A 20,633-nucleotide genomic window follows, 5' to 3' on the forward strand; every position below is an offset into this window, starting at 1 on the left:
CTAACCTAACTGTTCCATCAGCTCTTGAGTGAAGTTAGCATTTGAATATACACTTTGCACATCATCAAGGTCTTCTAGTTTGTCGATAAGATTCATAACTTTTTCAGCAGTATCAACATCTAGCTCAGCTTTTACATCAGCATCAAAAGTCACTTCGGCACTTATTGCAGCAAATCCTTTCTCAACTAAAGACTCTTGGACATCAGAGAAATCTTGTGGCGCTGTAATCACATCAATACTGCCATCTTCATGAGTTACTACATCTTCTGCACCAGACTCAAGTGCCACTTCCATAATAGTATCTTCATCAACACTATCATCAAAAGATATAATTCCTTTCTTCTCAAACATATAACCAACAGAACCATCAGTACCAAGATTACCACCACTTTTTGAAAAAGCATGGCGAACCTCTGCTACAGTACGGTTACGATTATCTGTCATACAATCAACCATTATAGCAACACCTGCTGGGCCATAGCCTTCATAACGCACTTCTTCTACATTAGCACCATCATCACCACCAGCACCTTTTGCAACTGCTCTTTCTACAGTGTCTTTACTCATATTGTTTGCAAATGCTGTAGCAACTGCTGCTCTTAAACGAGGATTAGCATCTTTATCGCCACCACCTAATCTTGCAGCAACTGTTATTTCACGGATAAGTTTAGTGAAAACCTTACCTCTTTTAGCATCTTCTTTAGCTTTTTTATGCTTAATGTTTGCCCATTTACTATGACCTGCCATTATTCTCTTCCTTATTTTTTATAGCTATAATACTACTATTTGAGTATTACAGTCTTCCTATGGTTTGACCATAAGCTCCATTTGAAATTTAAATTTTTGCGCTAAATATAGCTAACAACTTTTTCAACTAATTTAGCAATCCCTTCAGATGCTTCCAATATATTTTTTGCACACATATATGCAGGTGTTGATACAAGTTTTACACCATCATCAACACATATATTCGTTGCATCCATAATTTCCACTTCCGCACCTTTTTTTGCCAATATAGCTGATGTGTTCTCATCCGTACCAACTGTAGCTCTAGTACCTTCAGGATAGACTAGAGGTATCATTAATGGTGCTATACAAATATATCCAGCAGGCTTGTCTGCAAGATAAAAAGCTCGTGCAAATTTTTGTACTTCTTGATTCATTGTATAAGATTCATCACCAACAAAGGCAAAGTTCATAATGTTTTTTGCCGCACCAAACCCACCGGGGAAAATCACAGCATCATAATCATCGCTATCAGCATCTTCAAGGTCGATAACATTACCTCGTGTGATACGAGCAGACTCTTCTAATACATTTCTAGCTGATGCTTTTGAATCAATAGATTGCTGTAGATGATTAATTACATGGTTTTGATCTTCATTTAATGCAACGCCTTGCCATTCTACACCTTGTTTTTCTAACTCAAGAATAGTTAATACAGCTTCTTGTATTTCAGTACCATCTAAGTATCCAGATCCAGAAAGCACAACTGCCACTTTTGCCATTTTCACACCTATAGTCTTTATATTTCACAAACCTAAATTATCTTTTTTAAAGATTCTATCAGCTCTATAGCTTGATCGAACCATTGGCCCTGAGGCTACTTCTAAAAAGCCCTTTTCTAAGCCTATTTTACGATACTCTTCAAACTTTGCAGGGGTAACAAATCTCTCTACACTCAAGTGATGTTTTGTTGGTTGCATATATTGCCCTAAAGTTAAAACATCCACACCAACATTCCTTATATCATCCATAGCTTGATAAACTTCTTCATCTGTTTCACCTAAACCAACCATAATACTTGTTTTAGTTATTACATTAGGAGATTTCTCTTTAGCATATTTCAAAAAGTTTAAAGTTTGCCAGTAACCTGCTCTAGGATCACGAACAGGATGAGTAAGTCTTTCAACTGTCTCAATATTTTGAGCTACAACATCAACAGGTGTTGCAAGAATTTTATCTATATTTGATATTTCACCCGCAAAGTCAGGTGTTAAAGCTTCTACTTTTATACTACTGTCCACATCTTTTATAGCCGATATAGTTTTTGCATAATGCTCTGCCCCACCATCTTCAAGATCATCTCTATCAACAGATGTCAAAACAACATATTCAAGATTCATAAGTTTGACACTTTTAGCTGTATTTGCTGGTTCATCTTTATCAAGCCAACCTTTTGGATTACCCGTATCTACTGAGCAAAATTTACAAGCTCTAGTACAAACTGCACCCATAAGCATAATAGTTGCCGTACCATGCGACCAACACTCATTAATGTTTGGACATTTTGCCTCTTCACAAACAGTTGCTAGTTTATGCTCTTTAGTTATAGACTTAACCTTTAGATATTCTGCTGAATTTTGCTTTTTAACTTTTAACCAGTCAGGTTTACGAATATGTACAGAATTTTCTTTTTTATCTCTTATACCGTCTTTTACGGCATGAAAACCCTGCTCTGTAGTATATTTACCGCCACTTTGGACTTTTACTTTTATGTTAGATATTTCTTTCATACTTATTAGATAAATAGTATTTATATAAAGTTGAGCTACATTATAAAAGATATAGACCTGTTTATAAACAGTTTGATTAGATATATTTCTTAAAAGAATTTAGTGCGTGTATTTATTGACAAACTTTCTAAGCAACAATATTGCTAAAGAAGCTAATACTGCGATTAGTACGAATGCATCTAATGCATCTGCCATATTTGTTTTAGCTAATACCACATCCGTTTCTGGGATATAAAAATAAGAAGATAAAACGCCCCCAAGTTTACCACCTATACCTAGTGTAATTAGCCATATTCCCATATATAGAGCTACAAAACCTTTTGGAGCTATCTTAGTAACTAAAGAAAGTCCTATCGCTGAAATACAAAGCTCAGATATACCTATAATGAAATAGCCTATTATAAATGCAAAAGGTGAGACTTTAATGCTTCCAGGAGTCGCATAAATAAACACTTCTATAACAATAAACGCTAAAGCCATCACTACAAAAGCAAGGTTAAACTTGTCAATATCATTAGTCATTCTATCTTTTTTAGCAAGATATATCCAAAGTCTGCCCATAATCACTGCAAAAGCTAAGATAGTTAATGACACCACACTCAATATTTGGCCAGAATTCAAAAGATATTGCTTAACCGAATACTCTACAAATAAAAGCAAGCAAATAAACATCTGAAAATATAAAGCCCAATATACTATAGATAACAAAAAGAATACCGATGCTGCTATAACTTTACGGACACTACTTTTCTTGATAGAAATAAGCAATATAAAAATTGACACAATTGCTGAAGCTAAAACTGAATAATTTGCTACTTCAGGGTACTTAAACACATAAAATAATAAAGATATATAAACTACTAAAATCAAGCAAACTCTGAGAATAACTAATAGGCTAAATCTAATATCTAGCAAATGCTTATCTATAAGTTTATAACCACTACACAACATTATAAACATTAATAGGTTCACAACTAAGCTACTATAAAATGCAATATCATAACCAAAATGGTCTTTTAATGATGTTGCCAGCACTAAGCCAAGAAATCCACCAAGATTTATACCCATATAAAAAACATTAAAACCAAAATCTCTTCTTGAGTCATCAAAAGAAGAACGGTCATAGAACCTGCCTATAAAAGCCGCCATATTTGACTTGATAAGTCCACTACTGATACATATCAGACCTAGCCCTAAACACAAGCTGTTTTGACTTGATGCTGAAGCTAGCAAAAAATAACCTATCAACATTAAAGCAGAACCTAAAAGCCCTGCTCGATAGTACCCCAATAGGCGTTCCGCTATATATCCTCCAACAATTGCAGATATATAGATCATAGCTAATGCTGTACCAACTAGAGATGCCGATAACTCTTGAGATATATTAAACTTTTCTATTAGAAAAAATATAAGTAATGATTGAACTACATAATACCCATATCTTTCAGCAAACTCTGCCAAAGCTGTTATAGACAGAACCTTTCTTTCTTCTATAATATCGTGTCTTTCTCTTTTATATGTTTTCATAATTTTGTTATTTTTAAATACCTAACTTTATAATAATAGCATAATGTAAATGAGTTAAAAAAATATAAATTTACTACTCAAGCTCTAAAAGCTCTTCCCATAGAATATATTTCTGCTCTAAATCTTGGTTTAATTCACCAAGTTTATTTTCAACTTTACTAATTTCTGTTGGTGATTTTTGATAAAAAGTTACATCTGCCATTTCTGCCTCTATATTCGAAACACTCTTTTCTAGTTTTTCAATTTGAACTGGTAAATTTCTTAAAACTTTTCTTTGGTCGTGCGTTAGCTTACTAGCTTGCTTAACCTCTATTTTTGATGATGAATTACTGGTTAGATTTTGATTTGAGTTTGACTGATCTTTCTGAAAGATCCAATCATCATAGCCACCAACATATTCACTTAACTCACTATTTTCAAAAACTATAGTGCTTGTAGCGACATTGTTTATAAATTCTCTATCATGACTCACTAAAAGCAATGTTCCTTGATAATTTATAAGCATTTCTTCTAGTATTTCTAGTGTTTCAATATCAAGATCATTTGTCGGCTCATCTAAAACTATAATATTACTTGGCTTAGAAAGAATCTTAGCTAATAATAAACGGTTTTTCTCTCCACCTGATAAATGCGTGATTGGTGCATGAAGTCTATCTGGTGTAAAAAGGAATTTTTGTAAATATGTAATTACATGAACTTCTTTGCCTGCAATATTTATAAAGTCAGAACCCTCTTTAACATTATCAATAATACTCAAAGACATATCTAACTGATCTCTTAACTGGTCAAAATAAGCTACCTTGATATTATCAGCATGTTCAATTTCACCAGCATTAGGTTTAGCTGTACCTAACAAGCAATTAAGTAAGCTACTTTTACCACAACCATTTTTCCCAATAATTGCTATCTTGTCACCCTTATGTATCTCAACACTAAAGTCTTTAAAGAGCTTTTTATTTTCAAATTCACAAGAAATATTTTTAGCTTGAATAAGTTTTTTAGATGATTTCTCTGTCGCTGCGACTATATCAACACCACCAACTTTAACTCTACGTTGCTTACGATCTTTACGCATTTGTTCTAATGCTCTTACTCTACCTTCATTACGAGTACGACGAGCTTTCACTCCTTGACGAATCCATACTTCTTCTTGAGCAAGTTTCTTGTCAAACTCACTATTAGCTTTTTCTTCAGCATTTAATATTTGCTCTTTTTTTTCTAAGAATGTCTTATAGTTACCATCGAACTTATAAAGTTTGCCTCTATCTAACTCAACTATACTCTTAGCAACATTATTCAAGAATTCTCTATCATGCGTTATAAAAAGTATTGCACCTTTAAAATCTTTTAAAAACTCTTCCAACCATTTTATTGAGTCAATATCTAGATGGTTAGTAGGTTCATCAAGAAGCAACAGATCAGGATCATTAACCAATGCTCTTGCCAATATTACACGCCTTTTCATACCACCTGAAAGCTCTTTGAAGCTACCATCTAAATCAAGTTTAAGCTTTGACCCAAGTATATCAACCTCATTTAAAAATCCCCATGCATGGTTATGATCAATATCTTTCTGTAACCCTTCAAGCTCTTCTGACATAGGATTTGTTTCTAAGAGTTCGTTATATCTCTTTAATTTTTCACCTATTTCGCCTAATCCAGATAATACGACATCTCGAATAGTTCCATCAAGTCCTGCTGGCACATCTTGCACCATGCTAGATACTACGGCATTGTTATGCACTATAACCTCGCCGGTTTCAGCTTGCATTTTATTTTCAATAATTTTAAGAAGTGTAGATTTACCTGTACCATTACGACCAATAAGACATATTTTCTGGCCTTTACTTATTTCTAAGTTTGCATTATCAAGAATAATTTGTGTGCCAAAGTTTAGAGAAATATTTTTTAGAGAGATTAATTGCATTAATTTTTATAGTGTATTTAAGCTAGCTTATTATTCTACCTTTTCCTTCATGATTTTAACAGCAAATACAAATAATATTACTGCAACAAAAAACATTCCTCCACCAAATGTAATTGGTGCTGATGGCGATGTTGAAGATAAATGACCCATCATTAAATCATTTAAAAACCATGCTAACCCAAATCCAGCACCAGCAGCTCCCATAGCTTTTCCTTGCTCTCTACTTGAAACAGCTGATGAAATCATTGTTAATAAAGCTGTATAACACAAAAGCTGAGATACTGATAAAATCACAGCTAAAATCCACTGACCTTCTTGAGGGCCTATAACTCCAACAAGAATACTTCCCACACCTAAAACAATAGCAGCCGGAACAAAAACATTAGAGTTACTAAATTTCGTAAAAAGTTTAGGTTGTAAAACCAAGCAAGCTACTGCCGTTGACAGTCCCATTAACGCATAAAAAGCACCTATATCCGCGACACTATAGTCATAAACATGGTCTAAAAACAATGCTACACCTTGGCCATAAAAGCCCCAGCCGCACTGCAGTAACAAATAAACCACACCTATCACTCTAACTCGCTTATCAGACACTAAAAAAGATATAGTTTTATAAATACTACCAATTTGAATAATTAAACCAGGATTTTTTGGTAAATCTTTTTTCATCACTATTGCAACAAAAATCACATTGATAAAAGCCATCACTGCAGCAAATGCAAATGGTAAAGTATGATGAACATTTACAGATGCAACTAAACTTGTGATCACCGGACCAATAACAAATCCTAGAGACGCTGCCATAGTTACAAATCCAATATTCTTAGATTTACTTTCCTCATCTGACATATCTATTATAGCTGCTTGGGCAATCTCAAATGCACCACCAGCTAAACCACTGATAAACCTACTAGCAACAAACATTATGAAATTATGTGAGTAAATCGCATAAATAGATAGTAAATACGAAAGAAACGTACTTATTAACGCTATTATCAATATTGATTTACGACCATACTTATCAGATAATTCTCCAATAATTGGGCAGCCTATCAATAAACCTAGTGGCCAACAAGATAAAGCTATAGAGTAATACCAGTTCTGAAAATTACCGCCTGGATCACCAAATGTTACACAGATATTGTCAAAAAATAGAGATGGCATAATCGGAAAAACCAATCCTGCAGCCATAACATCTATAATAATAGTTGTAATAAGTATCATTATTACAAGATTTTTTGGATATAATTTCATGATTCCCTCTAACTTCTAAACAAGAAAAATAAACATTTTTCAAGCTCAAATAGTATATTAAAAACTCTTATTTAGCAAGGTTTTCAATGCTTTGATATTTGCAGGATGTAATTGTATTCTTTTGAGAATTTTTCTAATGCATCTAAAAACATTCTTATGCAAAATAAAAATATTTCATCATGCTGTTCATTTTCTAACAAAGGTAAAATATGTTTATCATACTTAACAATTTCATGATAACTTATCCTTTTTCTACTCTTAATATCTTTAGCAATATCTTCTAATGATTCAATAATATGTTGCTTGAATCTTTTAAAAACCTCATCATCTAGGTTTTCAAGAGTTTTATCACTAAATCTAGACTCTAAATACTCATAAGAAATAATCATATATCTATAAAGTCTACGAGAGTACAAGCTCATTTTCTCAAACTCTTTTACACTCTTATCAGATTTTTCATATTTTAATTCCTTAATAAGGTTTAAATGCTTTGCAAATTCCCCAAATAAACTTTCTCTCAATTTACGATGATCATCATTTCTTTCAATAAATAAGATTTCAAAGAAATCCCTGATTTGTAAAATAGTTTTAGCATAGCTCTCTTTAAGTCTAGTCTCCGCTCGTATTGGAAATACAAGCCTATTTACTAATAAAGATATACCTATCCCTAAAGATATTTCAACAGCTCTATACATTGCTACTTGCACACCAGGGTTCTGGTTTAATAAAATTATGATTAATGTAATCCCAGACAAAGTACCAGCATAGCTAAATTTTGATGATGAACCAGCTGTATATACCGCAAATATAATAAATGGTATTGCAAAGTAATAATGCAACCACCTAGGAACTAGCAATAAAATTGTGATAGCAACTATTGCTCCTATTACAGTTCCCAAGAACCTCATCAATGCTTTATCTAAAGCACCTCCTAAATTAGGTTGTGTTGACATTACAACTAACACTGTGATAACTATCCACAAATATGATTGAGACATATGAAAATGACTTTCTAAAAACATACCTAATGCATAAGCTATAGATGCTGCTAGTGCTGCTTTTAGCGCGTTTATTGTTGCATATTTTTTACTATTTAAAAATGCTAGCTCCATCTACTCTCCTAAGATACTCTTTGTCTAACCCCTTCGTACATAGCAATACCTGCTGCCACAGATACATTTAGGCTTGAAACCTCGCCAAGCATTGGTAGTTTAGCTAGAAAATCACAAGTTGACTTTGTTCTTGCTCGCATACCCGAGCCTTCGGCTCCTGCTACTATAGCTACAGAATCTTTCAAATTCATAGAATAAAGACTTTCATCAGCTTCACCTGCTAAACCAATTATCCACACCCCAGCTTTTTTTAGCTTCTCAATAGCACGAGCAAGGTTTGTTGCTACTACTATTTTAGTATGCTCTGCTGCCCCACATGCAACTTTCTTAACCGTAGCGTTTATAGGTGAGCTGTTGTCTTTTGATACAACTATAAAATCAACACCTGCTGAGTGTGCCGAACGAATACAAGCTCCAAAATTATGCGGATCTTGTACATTATCTAACACTAGAATGAATGCTTCCTTATGGGTTGGTAAAAGTTCTTCAATATCATTTTCAGAGTAAGTTTGAAAATCAATCTTCTCAATGGCAAACACTCCCTGATGAGTTACACCCTTCTTTACCCTAAAAGGCAATTCTTTAATATTCTCAACAAAGCTAACTTCTATATTACTTGTTTGAGCATTTGCTACAAGTTTATCAATTTTTGGGTTACTATTTTGCTTTTTTAATATAAAAAGCTCTTTAGCTTGATTAGTGTTTACCAAGCCATCTACGGCGTGTATTCCGTATACTAAACTACTCATTTATTCTCCAATATTTCTACTAATTTTTCGCGTAAACCATCAAATGAGCCATTACTCATCATTACTAGTTCTACTTTATTATTTTCTACCAAAAGTAACTCTACTTGTGAGATAAAACCATTTATATTAGGTATAAACTCAACTCTAGAGTCGTGACCTAAAAGCTCTTTTGCATCCCATTTCAAAAGCTCATGATTATAAAGCAATATTTTATCTGCTGAGTCTATCGCTTGAGGTAAGTTTTGTTTATTGTCACCCTGTCGCATTGTGTTTGAACGAGGATCAATAAGACCAACAACAAAAGCATCTGGTGACTTATTTGTCACTGCTTCAAGAGTTAGTTTAATAGATGTTGGGTGATGTGCAAAATCATCATACAATGTAATATTTTGTGATTTATACAAAACTTCCAACCTGCGTTTAACACCTTTAAAACTAGCAAAGCCTTTAGCAATAGTCTCATCACTTATACCAACCTGCTTAGCAACACTATACGCACAAAGAGCATTTGCAGCATTATGTTCACCAATCAAACCCCATGAAATTTTTAGGCTTTTGTCACCCTCACATAGTTTAAATTCAGAAAAATCTGCTTTACAGCTATCAAGGTAAACACCTAATTTAGAATTCAAAGGTATTTGCTTTGACCAACACCCCATGTCTATTATATTTAGTACATTTTTATCATTTGCATTGTAAAGCACGCTCGCCTTAGCTGGCATTTTTCTAAGTAACTGGTGAAATTGCCAATATATCGCATCAATATCTTTAAAGATATCAGCATGATCAAATTCGATATTATTTATCACAAATATATCAGGAGCATAATGGATTAGTTTCGAGCGTTTATCAAAAAATGCAGTGTCATACTCATCAGCCTCTATAACAAAATATTCAGAATCAGTATACCTTGAAGATACTCCTAAATCAGCACTTATTCCACCAACTAAAAAACTAGGGTTTAAACCTGCTTCTTCAAGCAACTTAATAGTCATAGTAGTAGTTGTAGTTTTACCATGCGTTCCAGCAATAGCTATTACTTTTTTCTCTTTAAGAATATTTTGATACAGCCACTCTGGCCCACTAAAATACGCCAACTCTTGATCTAAAACATACTCAATAATCTCCATACCGCGTTTCATAACATTACCGATAATTATCTCATCAGGTTTTGCATCTAATTGCGATAATTCAAATCCTTGTATGATTTCAACACCTTGAGACTCAAGATAAGTACTCATCGGTGGGTATACATTTAAATCTGAACCTGTAACTTTATAGCCTTTTTGCTTAGCAAGGATAGCCAGTGAGCCCATAAATGTGCCACAAACTCCAAGTATATGAATATGTTTTGACATTTTCTTAAATAAAAAACAGTATTAGCATACAGTATAACAAGTAATTAACTCTGCTTGTATTGGTATTTTTAATAGTTTTCTTTATAATTCATAATACATAGCTTCAATAAAGAACACTCTAATATGTTTATAGATTTCGCACTAGAAAGCCAAGTACTTAAATTTGGTGAATTTACATTAAAATCAGGAAGAATTAGTCCGTATTTTTTTAATGCTGGATTATTTAATACAGGCAAACAACTTGCTACGCTAGCTGATTTTTATGCACAGAAAATATCTCAAAGTAACATTAAGTATGATGTGCTTTTTGGCCCTGCATATAAAGGTATACCACTCGTTGCAGCTATATCTACAGTATTAGCAATCAAATACAATATAGATATACCTTATGCTTTTGATCGTAAAGAAGCTAAAAACCATGGTGAAGGTGGTATTTTTGTTGGTGCTGATATGACTAATAAAAAAGTACTACTTGTTGATGATGTAATGACTGCTGGAACAGCCTTTTTTGAATCTAAAGAAAAACTGCAAACGATTAATGCAACTATTGCAGGTGTTATCCTTTCTATTGATCGCCAAGAAAAAGCAAAGGATAGTGATATATCTGCTACTAAAAAAATATCTCAAGACTTTAATACCCCAGTATTAGCTGTTACAAACTTTTCTGCTATTTATGATTATGTAAAAGAAAACCTTGATGATGCTACTGTAGCTAAATTTAAACAATACCGTGAGAAATATGGATCATAATAAAGATATTTATATTGTTGCGGATCTTCATTTAAATGAGGGTCATGCTGAAATGGCTGATGTTTTTAAGCAGTTTTTAAAAAGTATAACAAGCTCAGAAAATATACTTTTTATAATGGGAGACTTTTTTGATTATTGGATTGGTGATAATCATAAAGATGAGTTTTATCACGAAATAACAAGCTGGTTAAAAAAAGCTCGTGATGATGGTTTAGAAATACTTTTCATACATGGTAATCGTGACTTTTTAATTGGCAAAAAATTTGCTAAACAAAGTGGCGTAAAAATACTTAAAGACCCATACTATGCAACAATAGCAGGTAAGAAAATATTATTCTCGCATGGCGATTTATTTTGTACAGATGATAAAAGCTACCAAATATATCGTAAGTGGATTGCTTATAACTACCCTCTTAGATTTATATTTAGAAGACTTCCATTATTTTTAAGAGAAAAAACAGCTCAAAATGTTAGAAATCATAGCTATGCAAAAAACCGTAAAGATCCAACTGTAGATGTAACAGCTGAAGGTATTGCAAAATATCGTAAGGATTGTGATGTAGTAATTCATGGTCATACACACAGAATGAACATTCATCATGAGAAAGATCATACTCGCTATGTGGTTGGTGATTGGTATAAAACAGGTAATTATCTAAAAATCTCAAAAAATGGCGAGATAAATTTGATTCGAGAAATTAAGCTTTGAGCTTACAAGGCTTAAAAACATAGGTTACTCAATTATCAAAAAGAAAGTCATTTGAATCCAAATAGTACACTATAACAATAAACTACAAAATTCTCTTCCTATGCAGCCATATCCACACTAGTGGGATAGCCACAATTATCACATCTGCAACAACCAAAATCATAGTATATTGAAATACATTTTTCACATGAGAAAATGCTGGTGGGAAAAGCCCTAAGATAAAACCTAATACACACATAAATATTGCAATACATGACATACTTACTAAAAGCCAGTTTGTACCACGCTTACCTACATAAAACGCTCTATGCTCACTAGCTTTTTTAAAGCGTAAACGAATAGCTGCAGCAAACACCATAATCCACATGACAACTGTAAATTGTGATGTAATCGCTACAAGTAATGCAAATGCTGAATAAATAGAAGGCATAACCAAAAATGCTAAAGACAAAAACACAACTATAGCTACTTGAATCATAAGCATATTCGTTGGCATACCGTATTTGTTTTCACCTGCCATAACTTTAGGAAAAAATTCTTGCTCAGCTGCTGTCTGCATTCCTCTAGCAGGACCAAGCACCCAAGTACTAAGAGCTGCTAACATCCCTATAGAAACCATAATAGCAATTACTGGCTTCATACTTCCTAAGCCAACGATAGTAAGTACAGCTGATATACCCTGGATAAGACCATTAAGTACATTCACATCTTTAACAGGTACTACTATCATCAATGAAACTGTTGTAAGAATTGTTAATGAAACTATAATTACAGTTGCTAAAAGTATAGACCTTGGGATATTTTTTTCAGGGTTTTCGATATTAGTCATATGAAAAGCTACTGACTGAATACCAGAATATGATGATAAAGTCTTTACGAGTAACGCATAAGTTCCTAACGATAATGCTGGTAAAAAATCAGTCACTCCATGGTACTCAAGATGACTTTGACCTGTAATTAAAAAATACATAGCTCCCGCAACTAAAAGCACTCCAGGGATTATCATCCCAAAGACCACACCTACTATATTTAATATGATAACTCGGCGCATTGGCCAACAGTTAAATAAACTTACAGCAATAAATGTAGCAACCATAACAAGCCAAAAAGCAAAACTAGTATGTGTATTTTCAACAAAACCTCGAAAACCAACATAAGCAAAAGTTGCAATCAATGCCGTAACAGTACTTGGAAAGCCTACAACATTATTAAACCATTCTAGCCACATTGCAAGCACTCCAGCCTTTTCACCAAGCCCTGCTTTAACCCAACTAAATACACCACCATTATTATTAGTAAGCATACTACTTAACTCAGCACATATAAGTGATGTTGGTACCAAAAATGTAACTGCAGCAATTAAGTAAAAGAAAACACTTTGTAGCCCTATCGTTGCCATAAAAGCAATCGAACTTAAACTTACTATAGCTGTGATATTAAGTGCTGTGAGTGATAAAACTGATATTTTTTTATTAGAATATTGCATCGTATTTCCTTTTAAATAAAGTATTCTTTTACTGTAGGGCGAAGATTGTATTCACTCGCTAAAACCTTACCATAAGCTCCTGCTGAATATATCGCAACTATGTAACCCCTTTTTAACTTAGGCAGTCGATAGTGCTTTGCAAAAATATCACTTGATTCACAAATTGGTCCAACCACATGATAAGCTTTCTCATCATTACTTCCACTATCTGTCAATGCTACTATTTTATGTTGTGCTTGATAAAGTGCAGGTCTTAGAAGCTCAGTCATCCCTGCATCTATAATTGCAAAATCTGTATTACCCGTAGTTTTTGTATATAAAACTTTACTTAAAAGTATCCCAGATTGAGCAACTAGAGACCTACCTAATTCAAAGTGAACTTGCATAGTATTTTTAAACTTAAAGCCTATAGCAATATTTCTAAAAAACTCATCAAAATCAACAACAGAGTTTGCTTCAGGGTTTTCATAATCTATACCAAGACCACCACCAAAATTTATATGCTTAATTTCTATACCCTTGTCAAGTAAGTTCTCAAGGTGGTTATTTACAGTGGCAACCAAATCATTAAATACATTTAAATTTAAAATTTGTGACCCCACATGATAATGCAATCCAATAATATCTATATTTTTGAGTGTGGAAGCTTCTTTAAATATAAACTCTTCAACCATATCAAAAGATATGCCGAACTTATCATCAAACTGTCCTGTACTAATATAATGATGCGTTTGGGCATCTATATCGGGGTTAATGCGTATACAAATATTAGCTGTTACACCCTTAGACTTTGCAAATTCATTTATAACCTGAATTTCTTCTATAGATTCACAATTAAATGCAAATATACCAGCATCTAATGCTAACTCTATCTCCCAGTCAGCTTTACCAACGCCAGCAAACACTATATGACTAGGGTCAACACCCGCATCTAAAGCTCGTTGAACTTCTCCGCCACTTACACAGTCTATACCCATATTGTATTTTTTAGCATAGTCAATAATACCAGCGTTATGGTTTGCTTTTATAGCATAGTGAATTACAGCATTATCAAAATGCTTATCTAAAGCTTTTTTTGCAGCTGAGAAAGTCGCATCTAAAAGGTTTTTATCATAGATATAGCATGGCGTAGTTATCCCTGAATCAGCAAATTTTAGTAAGTCAGTATCGTTAAATATTTTAAAAGCATTCATTATTATTTCCTTTCATTAAGATAAGTTTGGTAGACGGTATTGAACTCTTATTTGCTCATAGCTATGTATTGGTAGCTGTACTATCACTGGTTTTTTAGATGGATCTATCCAACTCTGAAGATTTTCAATACTCTCTTCTGCCATTGCAGTACAGCCTTCTGTACCAGTAGTTGGTGATTTCCATATATGCATAAATATACATGAACCCTTCTTTGCTTGAGCAGGATTATGATTATAAAGCAGTTCTATACCATACTTATATTGAGGTACTTTTGACATATGTTCCGATGACTGCCAGTCTTTGGTATATTTAGAAGTGTTTACTATGTCGTTATAGTATTTTGAATTACTATCATCGATACATTCTATCCCAGTTTTTACATGTATATAATTTGATAAATCAGACTCTTTAAAACCAAAAGTTTTCCCTACTTTAAAAACTCCTGCTGGTGTTTTACTATCACCTTCTTTTTTATTCGCTAATTTCTTATCTTCAAAACTTGATGCTGGTGCTAGACCTTTCTTACCAACAACTACATCAATATTTTTCTTAACAACTACCCACTTATGATTTTTATCTTTATCAAAATACCACATCTTAGCAGACATACTATCCCAACTATCTGATGTAACAACTATTAGTTGCCCTGCTTGCTCCACTAGTTGTGTATTTATTTCTTGATACATTATTTAACAAGTCTCCTAAATTACTTATTAGTTTGATTGCTAAGCTTTTATGTTTTAAGTGGAATATTTTTTGAATTGAGGTAGATAAAGAAAAATAGAGATACAGAAAGAACCAAAATGGTTAAACATTCCAAATGACACTCATAAACCTAAAACCTAAACTCATACTCATACTCATTTTTATACCTTTTAAACTTCTAAAACATTAACAAAATCTTTATCTAAACAAATAATAAAGAATAGTCACAGAATTGCAAAACCTTTCTTACTTATAATTGTAAAATGCCAAATCTTTTATTTCAAAAAAAACTATTGCAAAGTATAATAACTCTCATATTTAATTTATAAATACTACAAAATGAATTACTTAAATTTTAGTCTATTAACTTTTGCTTACCTCTTAGGTTCGATTAACAGTGCAATTATAGTTTGTTACATATTTAGACTACCATCCCCAAGAAGTATAGGCTCAGGTAACCCAGGCACAACCAATGTGCTACGAATAGGTGGCAAAGTACCTGCAGCAATTACATTAGTCTTTGATATTTTAAAGGGTCTAGTACCTGTTCTTATAGCAAAAATGCTCACAGCAAGTGAGTTCATTATAGCTTGTACTGCTCTTTACGCGATATTAGGTCATGTATTCCCTATATTTTTTGGATTTAAAGGTGGTAAAGGTGTAGCTACTTTAATAGGAACTTTATTTGGTTTTGGCTGGGTTTTAGGGTTAATATTTGTTATCACTTGGCTTTGTGTAGCTTTAATTACAAAATACTCCTCGTTAGCTGCATTAGTTGCAACAGTTGTAGCAAGTATATCTGTTATATTTATGGCTAACTTGCAGATTGCCGCACCATTTTTAATTATTGCAATTATGATACTAATTAAACATAAAGGAAATATCCAAAGACTAATTAGTGGTCAGGAAAGTAAAATCGGCGACAAAGCTAAGGCGAAATAAATGATACAAATCAAAAATTTAAAAAAAGAGTACCGTACAGATAATGTTAGTAATTTAGTACTCGACAATATTAACCTTGAAATTAATCAAGGTGAAATATTTGGTATAATCGGACATAGTGGAGCTGGTAAAAGTTCACTTCTAAGATGTCTAAATCTGCTTGAAGAACCAACAGATGGTTCTATATTTATTGCTGATGAAAATATCACTAAAAAATCACCAAAGCAGCTTAGAGCATTTCGCAAAAAAGTCTCGATGATCTTTCAACATTTCAATCTACTTTCATCACGAACTGTATTTGAAAATGTTTCTTTACCTCTAGAAATACAAGGTATTTCAAAAGCTGAAATAAAAAAGCGCGTCCATGAATTGCTTGATTTAGTTGAGCTTCCAAATAAGGCAAACGCATACCCGCAAGAGCTAAGTGGAGGACAAAAACAAAAAGTAGCTATTGCAAGATCTCTAGCTCTAAACCCTTTGGTTCTACTATCAGATGAAGCAACTTCTGCTTTAGACCCTACTTCTACAAAACAAATATTAGCTTTACTAAAAAGGCTAAATAAAGAGCTTGGCTTGACTATAGTCCTTATAACCCATGAAATGGATGTTGTGAGAAATATCTGCGATAGAGTAGCAATTATTGACAACGGTCAAATTAGTGAAATGGGGAAAACTCTTGATGTGTTTTTGGATCCTAAGGCTGATGTTACTAAGTCTTTTGTAGAAACAAGTATCCACACTAAAGTGCCTGATTATATAGCAAAAATAATGATTGATAACCCTTATAGCCATGATAATATCTACCCCTTGGTGCAACTGACATTTTATGGTGATAAAGGTAAAATGCCAATTATAGCTGAAATTTCGCGTCAATTTAATGCATCAGCTAGTATTATTCAGGCAAATATTGAAACAATTCAAGGGCAAATTGTTGGTATAGCAATTTGTCATATAACAGGTGAAAGACAAGATTGGGAAAACGCTCTTAGTTTTCTTTCTAAACAAGATGTAAATTTAAAGGTGTTAGGCTATGCAAACAATATTTAATCTTCATGAGCTTGGCTTGATTGCACAATCAACATGGGAAACCATATATATGGTTTTCATAGCTACTGTAGTAGCAGTAATTGGTGGGATTATTTTAGGAATATTACTATATGTGACCCAAGATAGTAAAAACCTACTTATTAAAGGGTTTAATAAGTCATTTAGTATTGTAATAAATATCACAAGAAGTATTCCTTATATTATATTACTGATATTGTTATACCCTCTTACAAGGCTTATAGTTGGCACTACAATTGGAACTACTGCTTCAATTGTGCCTCTAGCAATCGCTGCCTTACCGTTTTATGCGCGTCTTACAGAATCAGCATTACGCGAAGTTGATAGTGGACTTATTGAAGCTGCAAAATCTATGGGAGCTACTCGTTGTCAGATTATATTTAAAGTACTACTTCCTGAGTCAAAAGCTTTACTAATAGATGCTGCAACTTTGACTTGTATTTCCTTAATTGGTTTTTCTGCTATGGCTGGTATAGTTGGCGGTGGTGGTTTAGGAGACCTAACCTACTTCAAAGGATATAACTATGGTAATTACACCCTACTTTTAGGTGGTGTGGTTATGCTTGTTATACTTGTACAGATCACACAATCATTTGGTAACTATCTTATATCTACTAAAAAATTAACTTCATTATGGCTTGTAAGTGCCTTATTAGTATTTGCTTGTGGTATTCAGGTTTATTCAAATCACTCTACTGCTACAAATGTAAACCAAATTACAGTTGGTTATATAACAAGTCCTCCCCAAGATGCTATTATGAAACTTAGTAAAAAAATTGCTAAAGAAAAATACAATCTTGATGTAAAACTTGTAACGTTTGGTGATTACAATATCCCCAATAGAGCATTAAATGATAATGAGCTTCAAGCTAATGTATTTCAACATATCCCATTCTTAGAAGATCAAAACAAGCAGTTTGGTTACGACATAGTACCTATAGGTAAGACATTCTTATATCCAATGGGGGTGTTTTCTAAAAAATACAACAAAATTGATGAAATACCTAATGGTGCAACAATTGCTATCCCTAATGACCCTACTAACCAAGGGCGTGCTTTAATGATTATGCAAGATATGGGAATTATAAAACTTAAAGATGGTATCACATGGCAGGCAACTCCTGATAGTATAGCTAGCAATCCTAAAAAACTAAAAATTATTGCTCTTCAAGCAGATCAAATCCCGAATAACCTAGGCGATGTAGATGTTGGTATTGTTAATAATGACTACATAGAAAAAGCTGGACTTACACTTAAGGATGCCTTATTTGTTGAACCTAAAGATTCACCTTTTGCAAATGTAATCGCGGTAAATAAAGATCAAAAGAATAATCCTAAACTAAAAGAATATGTTAAAGCACTAAACAACCCTCAAATCAAAAAAGTAGCAGACAAATACTATCCAAACGATGCAGCTATTGCAGCTTGGTAAAACTTCAGACAAAATAAATCTTAAAATCATAAGGAGCAGTTATGCAACATAACAGTGAATTTCTAAATTTAGTCAACGATGCAAAAACTCGTATACAAGAGTGTACTGTAAACGATATTCAGGAAATGAATGAATCAAACACTCTTGATGGGCTACTTATAGATACTCGTGAAGAATCTGAATTTGCTAATGGATTTATTCCAAATGCAATCCATATTAGTAAAGGTATGATTGAGTGTAGAATCGAGCAAATGATTCCAAATAAAAATCAAAAAATGTACTTCTACTGCGGTGGCGGTTTTAGGTCTGCTTTAGTTGCTGACCTTTTACAGGAGATGGGCTATACAAATACTATTTCTGTAGATGGTGGATGGCGAGCTTGGAATACAAATAATTTTCCAATCTCAAAGCCTGAAGACTTTTACCCTACTGAGTATGCTAGACTTATCGCGGAAGCACATGAACAAGTTCCTGAAATCAGCCCTAGTGAAATCAAAACAATGTTTGATGAAGACAAACTTGATGGCGTACTAATTGATGTGCGTGAAGATTCAGAATTTGCTCAATCATATATTCCAGGAGCTACTCACCTTAGTAAAGGGCAGATTGAAGTTAAAATAGAAAGCCTAATTCCAAATAAAGAGCAAAAGATATATCTATACTGCGGTAGTGGCTATAGATCACTGCTTGCTGGTGTAAATTTACAAAAGATGGGCTATACAAATGTGTACTCTATGTCAGGCGGTATCAAAGAAGGTTGGCTAGCAAATGGCTACCCTATCGTACAAGGATAAAAGTCATGTTTAGAATCGGTCATGGTTATGATGTCCATAAATTTACTGCTAAGAAACAAGATATTACAATCGGTGGTATCGAGATACCTTACGAGTTTGGGCTTGAAGCTCATTCTGATGGCGATGTACTAATTCACGCAATGTGTGATGCTATACTAGGTGCTTTAGCTTTAGGTGATATTGGTAGACACTTCCCAGATACTGATGCACAATTTAAAAATACAGATAGTAAATTTTTCTTAGCTGAAATCAAAAAAATGCTTGATGATAAAGGATATACAATTGGTAATCTTGATTGCACAATAGTTGCTCAAGCTCCTAAAATGCTACCCCATATTGAAAGCATGAAAGCTTGTTTATCTAACATCTTAGCTATAGGTATAGATCAAATAAATATCAAGGCTACTACTACTGAAAAACTTGGCTTTGTCGGTAGAAAAGAAGGGATTGCCAGCCATGTAGTTTGTTTGATTTATAATATTTAATTCCTTTAAAAAGCTAAGGCTGTTAATAGTGTTTTGAACAGGTTTGTTTCCATTCAGATTTAAGTATCGCCATTATAACTGTACTCCACCATCTACCTTTGAAATACCGATTCTCTATAAATACAGCTTCTTCACGCATCTCTACTCTCTCACATAGCTTTATTGCTGGCTTATTTTCAGAAATTGTTTCAGCGTAAATGCGATGTAAATTATGCTTATTAAAGCCATATTCTAAAATCGCTCTAATTGCTTCTTCTGCGTAACCCTCTATTTGGTACTCTCGACCTACGCCACAACCAATTGATGCTTGTTTATTTAGCTCAATACGCAATCCTGCAGTACCTATAAATGTACCATTAAGCTCTATAACCATTTGATATTTACTTCTACATTTTTCTAGTGACTGTGCTAAAAAGATATTTACAAGCTTCCTCGCCTTTTCTTCAGAACAATCTTCTTCACTATAAAAACGCTGATATTTTTTATCGTTAACCATACTGCAATAGGCTTCGGTATCAGCAAGTCTGAAATCCCTTAATACTAGACGCTGGGTTTTTATAATCAATATTTAACTCCTTAGAATCTATTTAACCAGACCTTGAAAATAATTGGCTACGGGTCTTAC

19 protein-coding genes and 1 pseudogene are annotated in these 20,633 nt (G+C 33.4%); 7 read left to right on the top strand and 13 right to left on the bottom strand.

Annotated elements, in window-relative coordinates:
* The 9 genes from CDH04_RS06340 to mpl all read right to left on the bottom strand — a co-directional run bounded on the left by CDH04_RS06340 (position 1) and on the right by mpl (position 10,446).
* Positions 1 to 747 carry a YebC/PmpR family DNA-binding transcriptional regulator gene (locus tag CDH04_RS06340; RefSeq protein ID WP_112870224.1) on the bottom strand — a complete coding sequence of 249 codons (747 nt, stop codon included), beginning with the start codon at positions 745 to 747 and terminating at the stop codon, positions 1 to 3.
* A gap of 101 nt (positions 748 to 848) precedes the next feature.
* Positions 849 to 1,508 carry an isoprenoid biosynthesis glyoxalase ElbB gene (elbB, locus tag CDH04_RS06345; protein WP_112870225.1) on the bottom strand — a complete coding sequence of 220 codons (660 nt, stop codon included), beginning with the start codon at positions 1,506 to 1,508 and terminating at the stop codon, positions 849 to 851.
* Positions 1,509 to 1,532: 24 nt separating this feature from the next.
* A complete protein-coding gene (gene lipA / locus CDH04_RS06350; RefSeq protein WP_112870226.1) occupies positions 1,533 to 2,516 on the bottom strand; it encodes a lipoyl synthase in 984 nt (327 codons plus the stop codon).
* A 99-nt stretch (positions 2,517 to 2,615) separates the two neighbouring features.
* Positions 2,616 to 4,043 (bottom strand): peptide MFS transporter, encoded by a 1,428-nt coding sequence (locus tag CDH04_RS06355; RefSeq protein ID WP_112870227.1) that lies wholly within the window; start codon positions 4,041 to 4,043, stop codon positions 2,616 to 2,618.
* A gap of 73 nt (positions 4,044 to 4,116) precedes the next feature.
* The gene (locus CDH04_RS06360) at positions 4,117 to 5,970 is read right to left on the bottom strand and encodes an ATP-binding cassette domain-containing protein (protein ID WP_112870228.1); all 1,854 of its coding nucleotides are present in this window, start codon (positions 5,968 to 5,970) and stop codon (positions 4,117 to 4,119) included.
* Between the two features lie 30 nt (positions 5,971 to 6,000).
* The gene (locus CDH04_RS06365; protein ID WP_112870229.1) at positions 6,001 to 7,227 is read right to left on the bottom strand and encodes an MFS transporter; all 1,227 of its coding nucleotides are present in this window, start codon (positions 7,225 to 7,227) and stop codon (positions 6,001 to 6,003) included.
* Between the two features lie 83 nt (positions 7,228 to 7,310).
* Positions 7,311 to 8,339, bottom strand: coding sequence for an FUSC family protein (locus CDH04_RS06370; protein ID WP_112870230.1), 1,029 nt, complete (start codon positions 8,337 to 8,339; stop codon positions 7,311 to 7,313).
* An 8-nt stretch (positions 8,340 to 8,347) separates the two neighbouring features.
* Entirely contained in the window at positions 8,348 to 9,088 is a 741-nt protein-coding gene (gene rlmB / locus CDH04_RS06375; RefSeq protein WP_112870231.1) for a 23S rRNA (guanosine(2251)-2'-O)-methyltransferase RlmB, read from the bottom strand.
* The gene (gene mpl / locus CDH04_RS06380) at positions 9,085 to 10,446 is read right to left on the bottom strand and encodes a UDP-N-acetylmuramate:L-alanyl-gamma-D-glutamyl-meso-diaminopimelate ligase (protein WP_112870232.1); all 1,362 of its coding nucleotides are present in this window, start codon (positions 10,444 to 10,446) and stop codon (positions 9,085 to 9,087) included. Before mpl ends, rlmB begins: the two co-directional genes overlap by 4 nt.
* A 123-nt stretch (positions 10,447 to 10,569) precedes the next feature.
* Between mpl and pyrE the strand changes: the two genes are divergently transcribed.
* Both pyrE and CDH04_RS06390 read left to right on the top strand, forming a co-directional pair.
* The gene (gene pyrE, locus CDH04_RS06385) at positions 10,570 to 11,196 is read left to right on the top strand and encodes an orotate phosphoribosyltransferase (protein ID WP_112870233.1); all 627 of its coding nucleotides are present in this window, start codon (positions 10,570 to 10,572) and stop codon (positions 11,194 to 11,196) included.
* Entirely contained in the window at positions 11,186 to 11,905 is a 720-nt protein-coding gene (locus tag CDH04_RS06390; RefSeq protein WP_112870234.1) for a UDP-2,3-diacylglucosamine diphosphatase, read from the top strand. The genes pyrE and CDH04_RS06390 overlap by 11 nt, the downstream gene beginning before the upstream one ends.
* 82 nt (positions 11,906 to 11,987) lie before the next feature.
* Here the strand turns inward: CDH04_RS06390 and CDH04_RS06395 are convergent, their stop codons facing one another.
* Genes CDH04_RS06395 through CDH04_RS06405 form a run of 3 tightly spaced genes read right to left on the bottom strand, consistent with a single transcriptional unit; the run spans position 11,988 to position 15,181 of the window.
* Positions 11,988 to 13,391 carry an APC family permease gene (locus CDH04_RS06395; protein WP_112870235.1) on the bottom strand — a complete coding sequence of 468 codons (1,404 nt, stop codon included), beginning with the start codon at positions 13,389 to 13,391 and terminating at the stop codon, positions 11,988 to 11,990.
* Positions 13,392 to 13,402: 11 nt separating this feature from the next.
* Complete coding sequence (gene lysA / locus CDH04_RS06400) at positions 13,403 to 14,584, bottom strand: diaminopimelate decarboxylase (protein WP_112870236.1); 1,182 nt, start codon at positions 14,582 to 14,584, stop codon at positions 13,403 to 13,405.
* A gap of 15 nt (positions 14,585 to 14,599) precedes the next feature.
* A complete protein-coding gene (locus CDH04_RS06405; RefSeq protein ID WP_112870918.1) occupies positions 14,600 to 15,181 on the bottom strand; it encodes a L,D-transpeptidase family protein in 582 nt (193 codons plus the stop codon).
* Between the two features lie 448 nt (positions 15,182 to 15,629).
* Here CDH04_RS06405 and plsY point away from each other — a divergent pair.
* From plsY to ispF, 5 genes and pseudogenes are all read left to right on the top strand, one after another.
* Positions 15,630 to 16,276, top strand: a pseudogene (gene plsY, locus CDH04_RS06410) (glycerol-3-phosphate 1-O-acyltransferase PlsY).
* The gene (locus CDH04_RS06415) at positions 16,233 to 17,279 is read left to right on the top strand and encodes a methionine ABC transporter ATP-binding protein (protein ID WP_112870238.1); all 1,047 of its coding nucleotides are present in this window, start codon (positions 16,233 to 16,235) and stop codon (positions 17,277 to 17,279) included. The pseudogene plsY and the gene CDH04_RS06415 overlap by 44 nt, the downstream one beginning before the upstream one ends.
* Positions 17,263 to 18,729, top strand: a complete 1,467-nt coding sequence (locus CDH04_RS06420; protein ID WP_112870239.1) for a MetQ/NlpA family ABC transporter substrate-binding protein — start codon at positions 17,263 to 17,265, stop codon at positions 18,727 to 18,729. The genes CDH04_RS06415 and CDH04_RS06420 overlap by 17 nt, the downstream gene beginning before the upstream one ends.
* A gap of 41 nt (positions 18,730 to 18,770) precedes the next feature.
* Positions 18,771 to 19,523, top strand: coding sequence for a rhodanese-like domain-containing protein (locus CDH04_RS06425; RefSeq protein WP_112870240.1), 753 nt, complete (start codon positions 18,771 to 18,773; stop codon positions 19,521 to 19,523).
* Between the two features lie 5 nt (positions 19,524 to 19,528).
* Positions 19,529 to 20,008 carry a 2-C-methyl-D-erythritol 2,4-cyclodiphosphate synthase gene (ispF, locus tag CDH04_RS06430; protein WP_112870241.1) on the top strand — a complete coding sequence of 160 codons (480 nt, stop codon included), beginning with the start codon at positions 19,529 to 19,531 and terminating at the stop codon, positions 20,006 to 20,008.
* 22 nt (positions 20,009 to 20,030) lie between these two features.
* On the opposite strand, the gene CDH04_RS06435 is transcribed toward ispF, so the two are convergent.
* A complete protein-coding gene (locus CDH04_RS06435) occupies positions 20,031 to 20,573 on the bottom strand; it encodes a GNAT family N-acetyltransferase (RefSeq protein ID WP_200164480.1) in 543 nt (180 codons plus the stop codon).
* Positions 20,574 to 20,633: the final 60 nt, after the last annotated feature.

Origin of the sequence: Francisella adeliensis (assembly GCF_003290445.1) — a bacterium.
Classification (GTDB): Bacteria; Pseudomonadota; Gammaproteobacteria; order Francisellales; family Francisellaceae; genus Francisella; species Francisella adeliensis.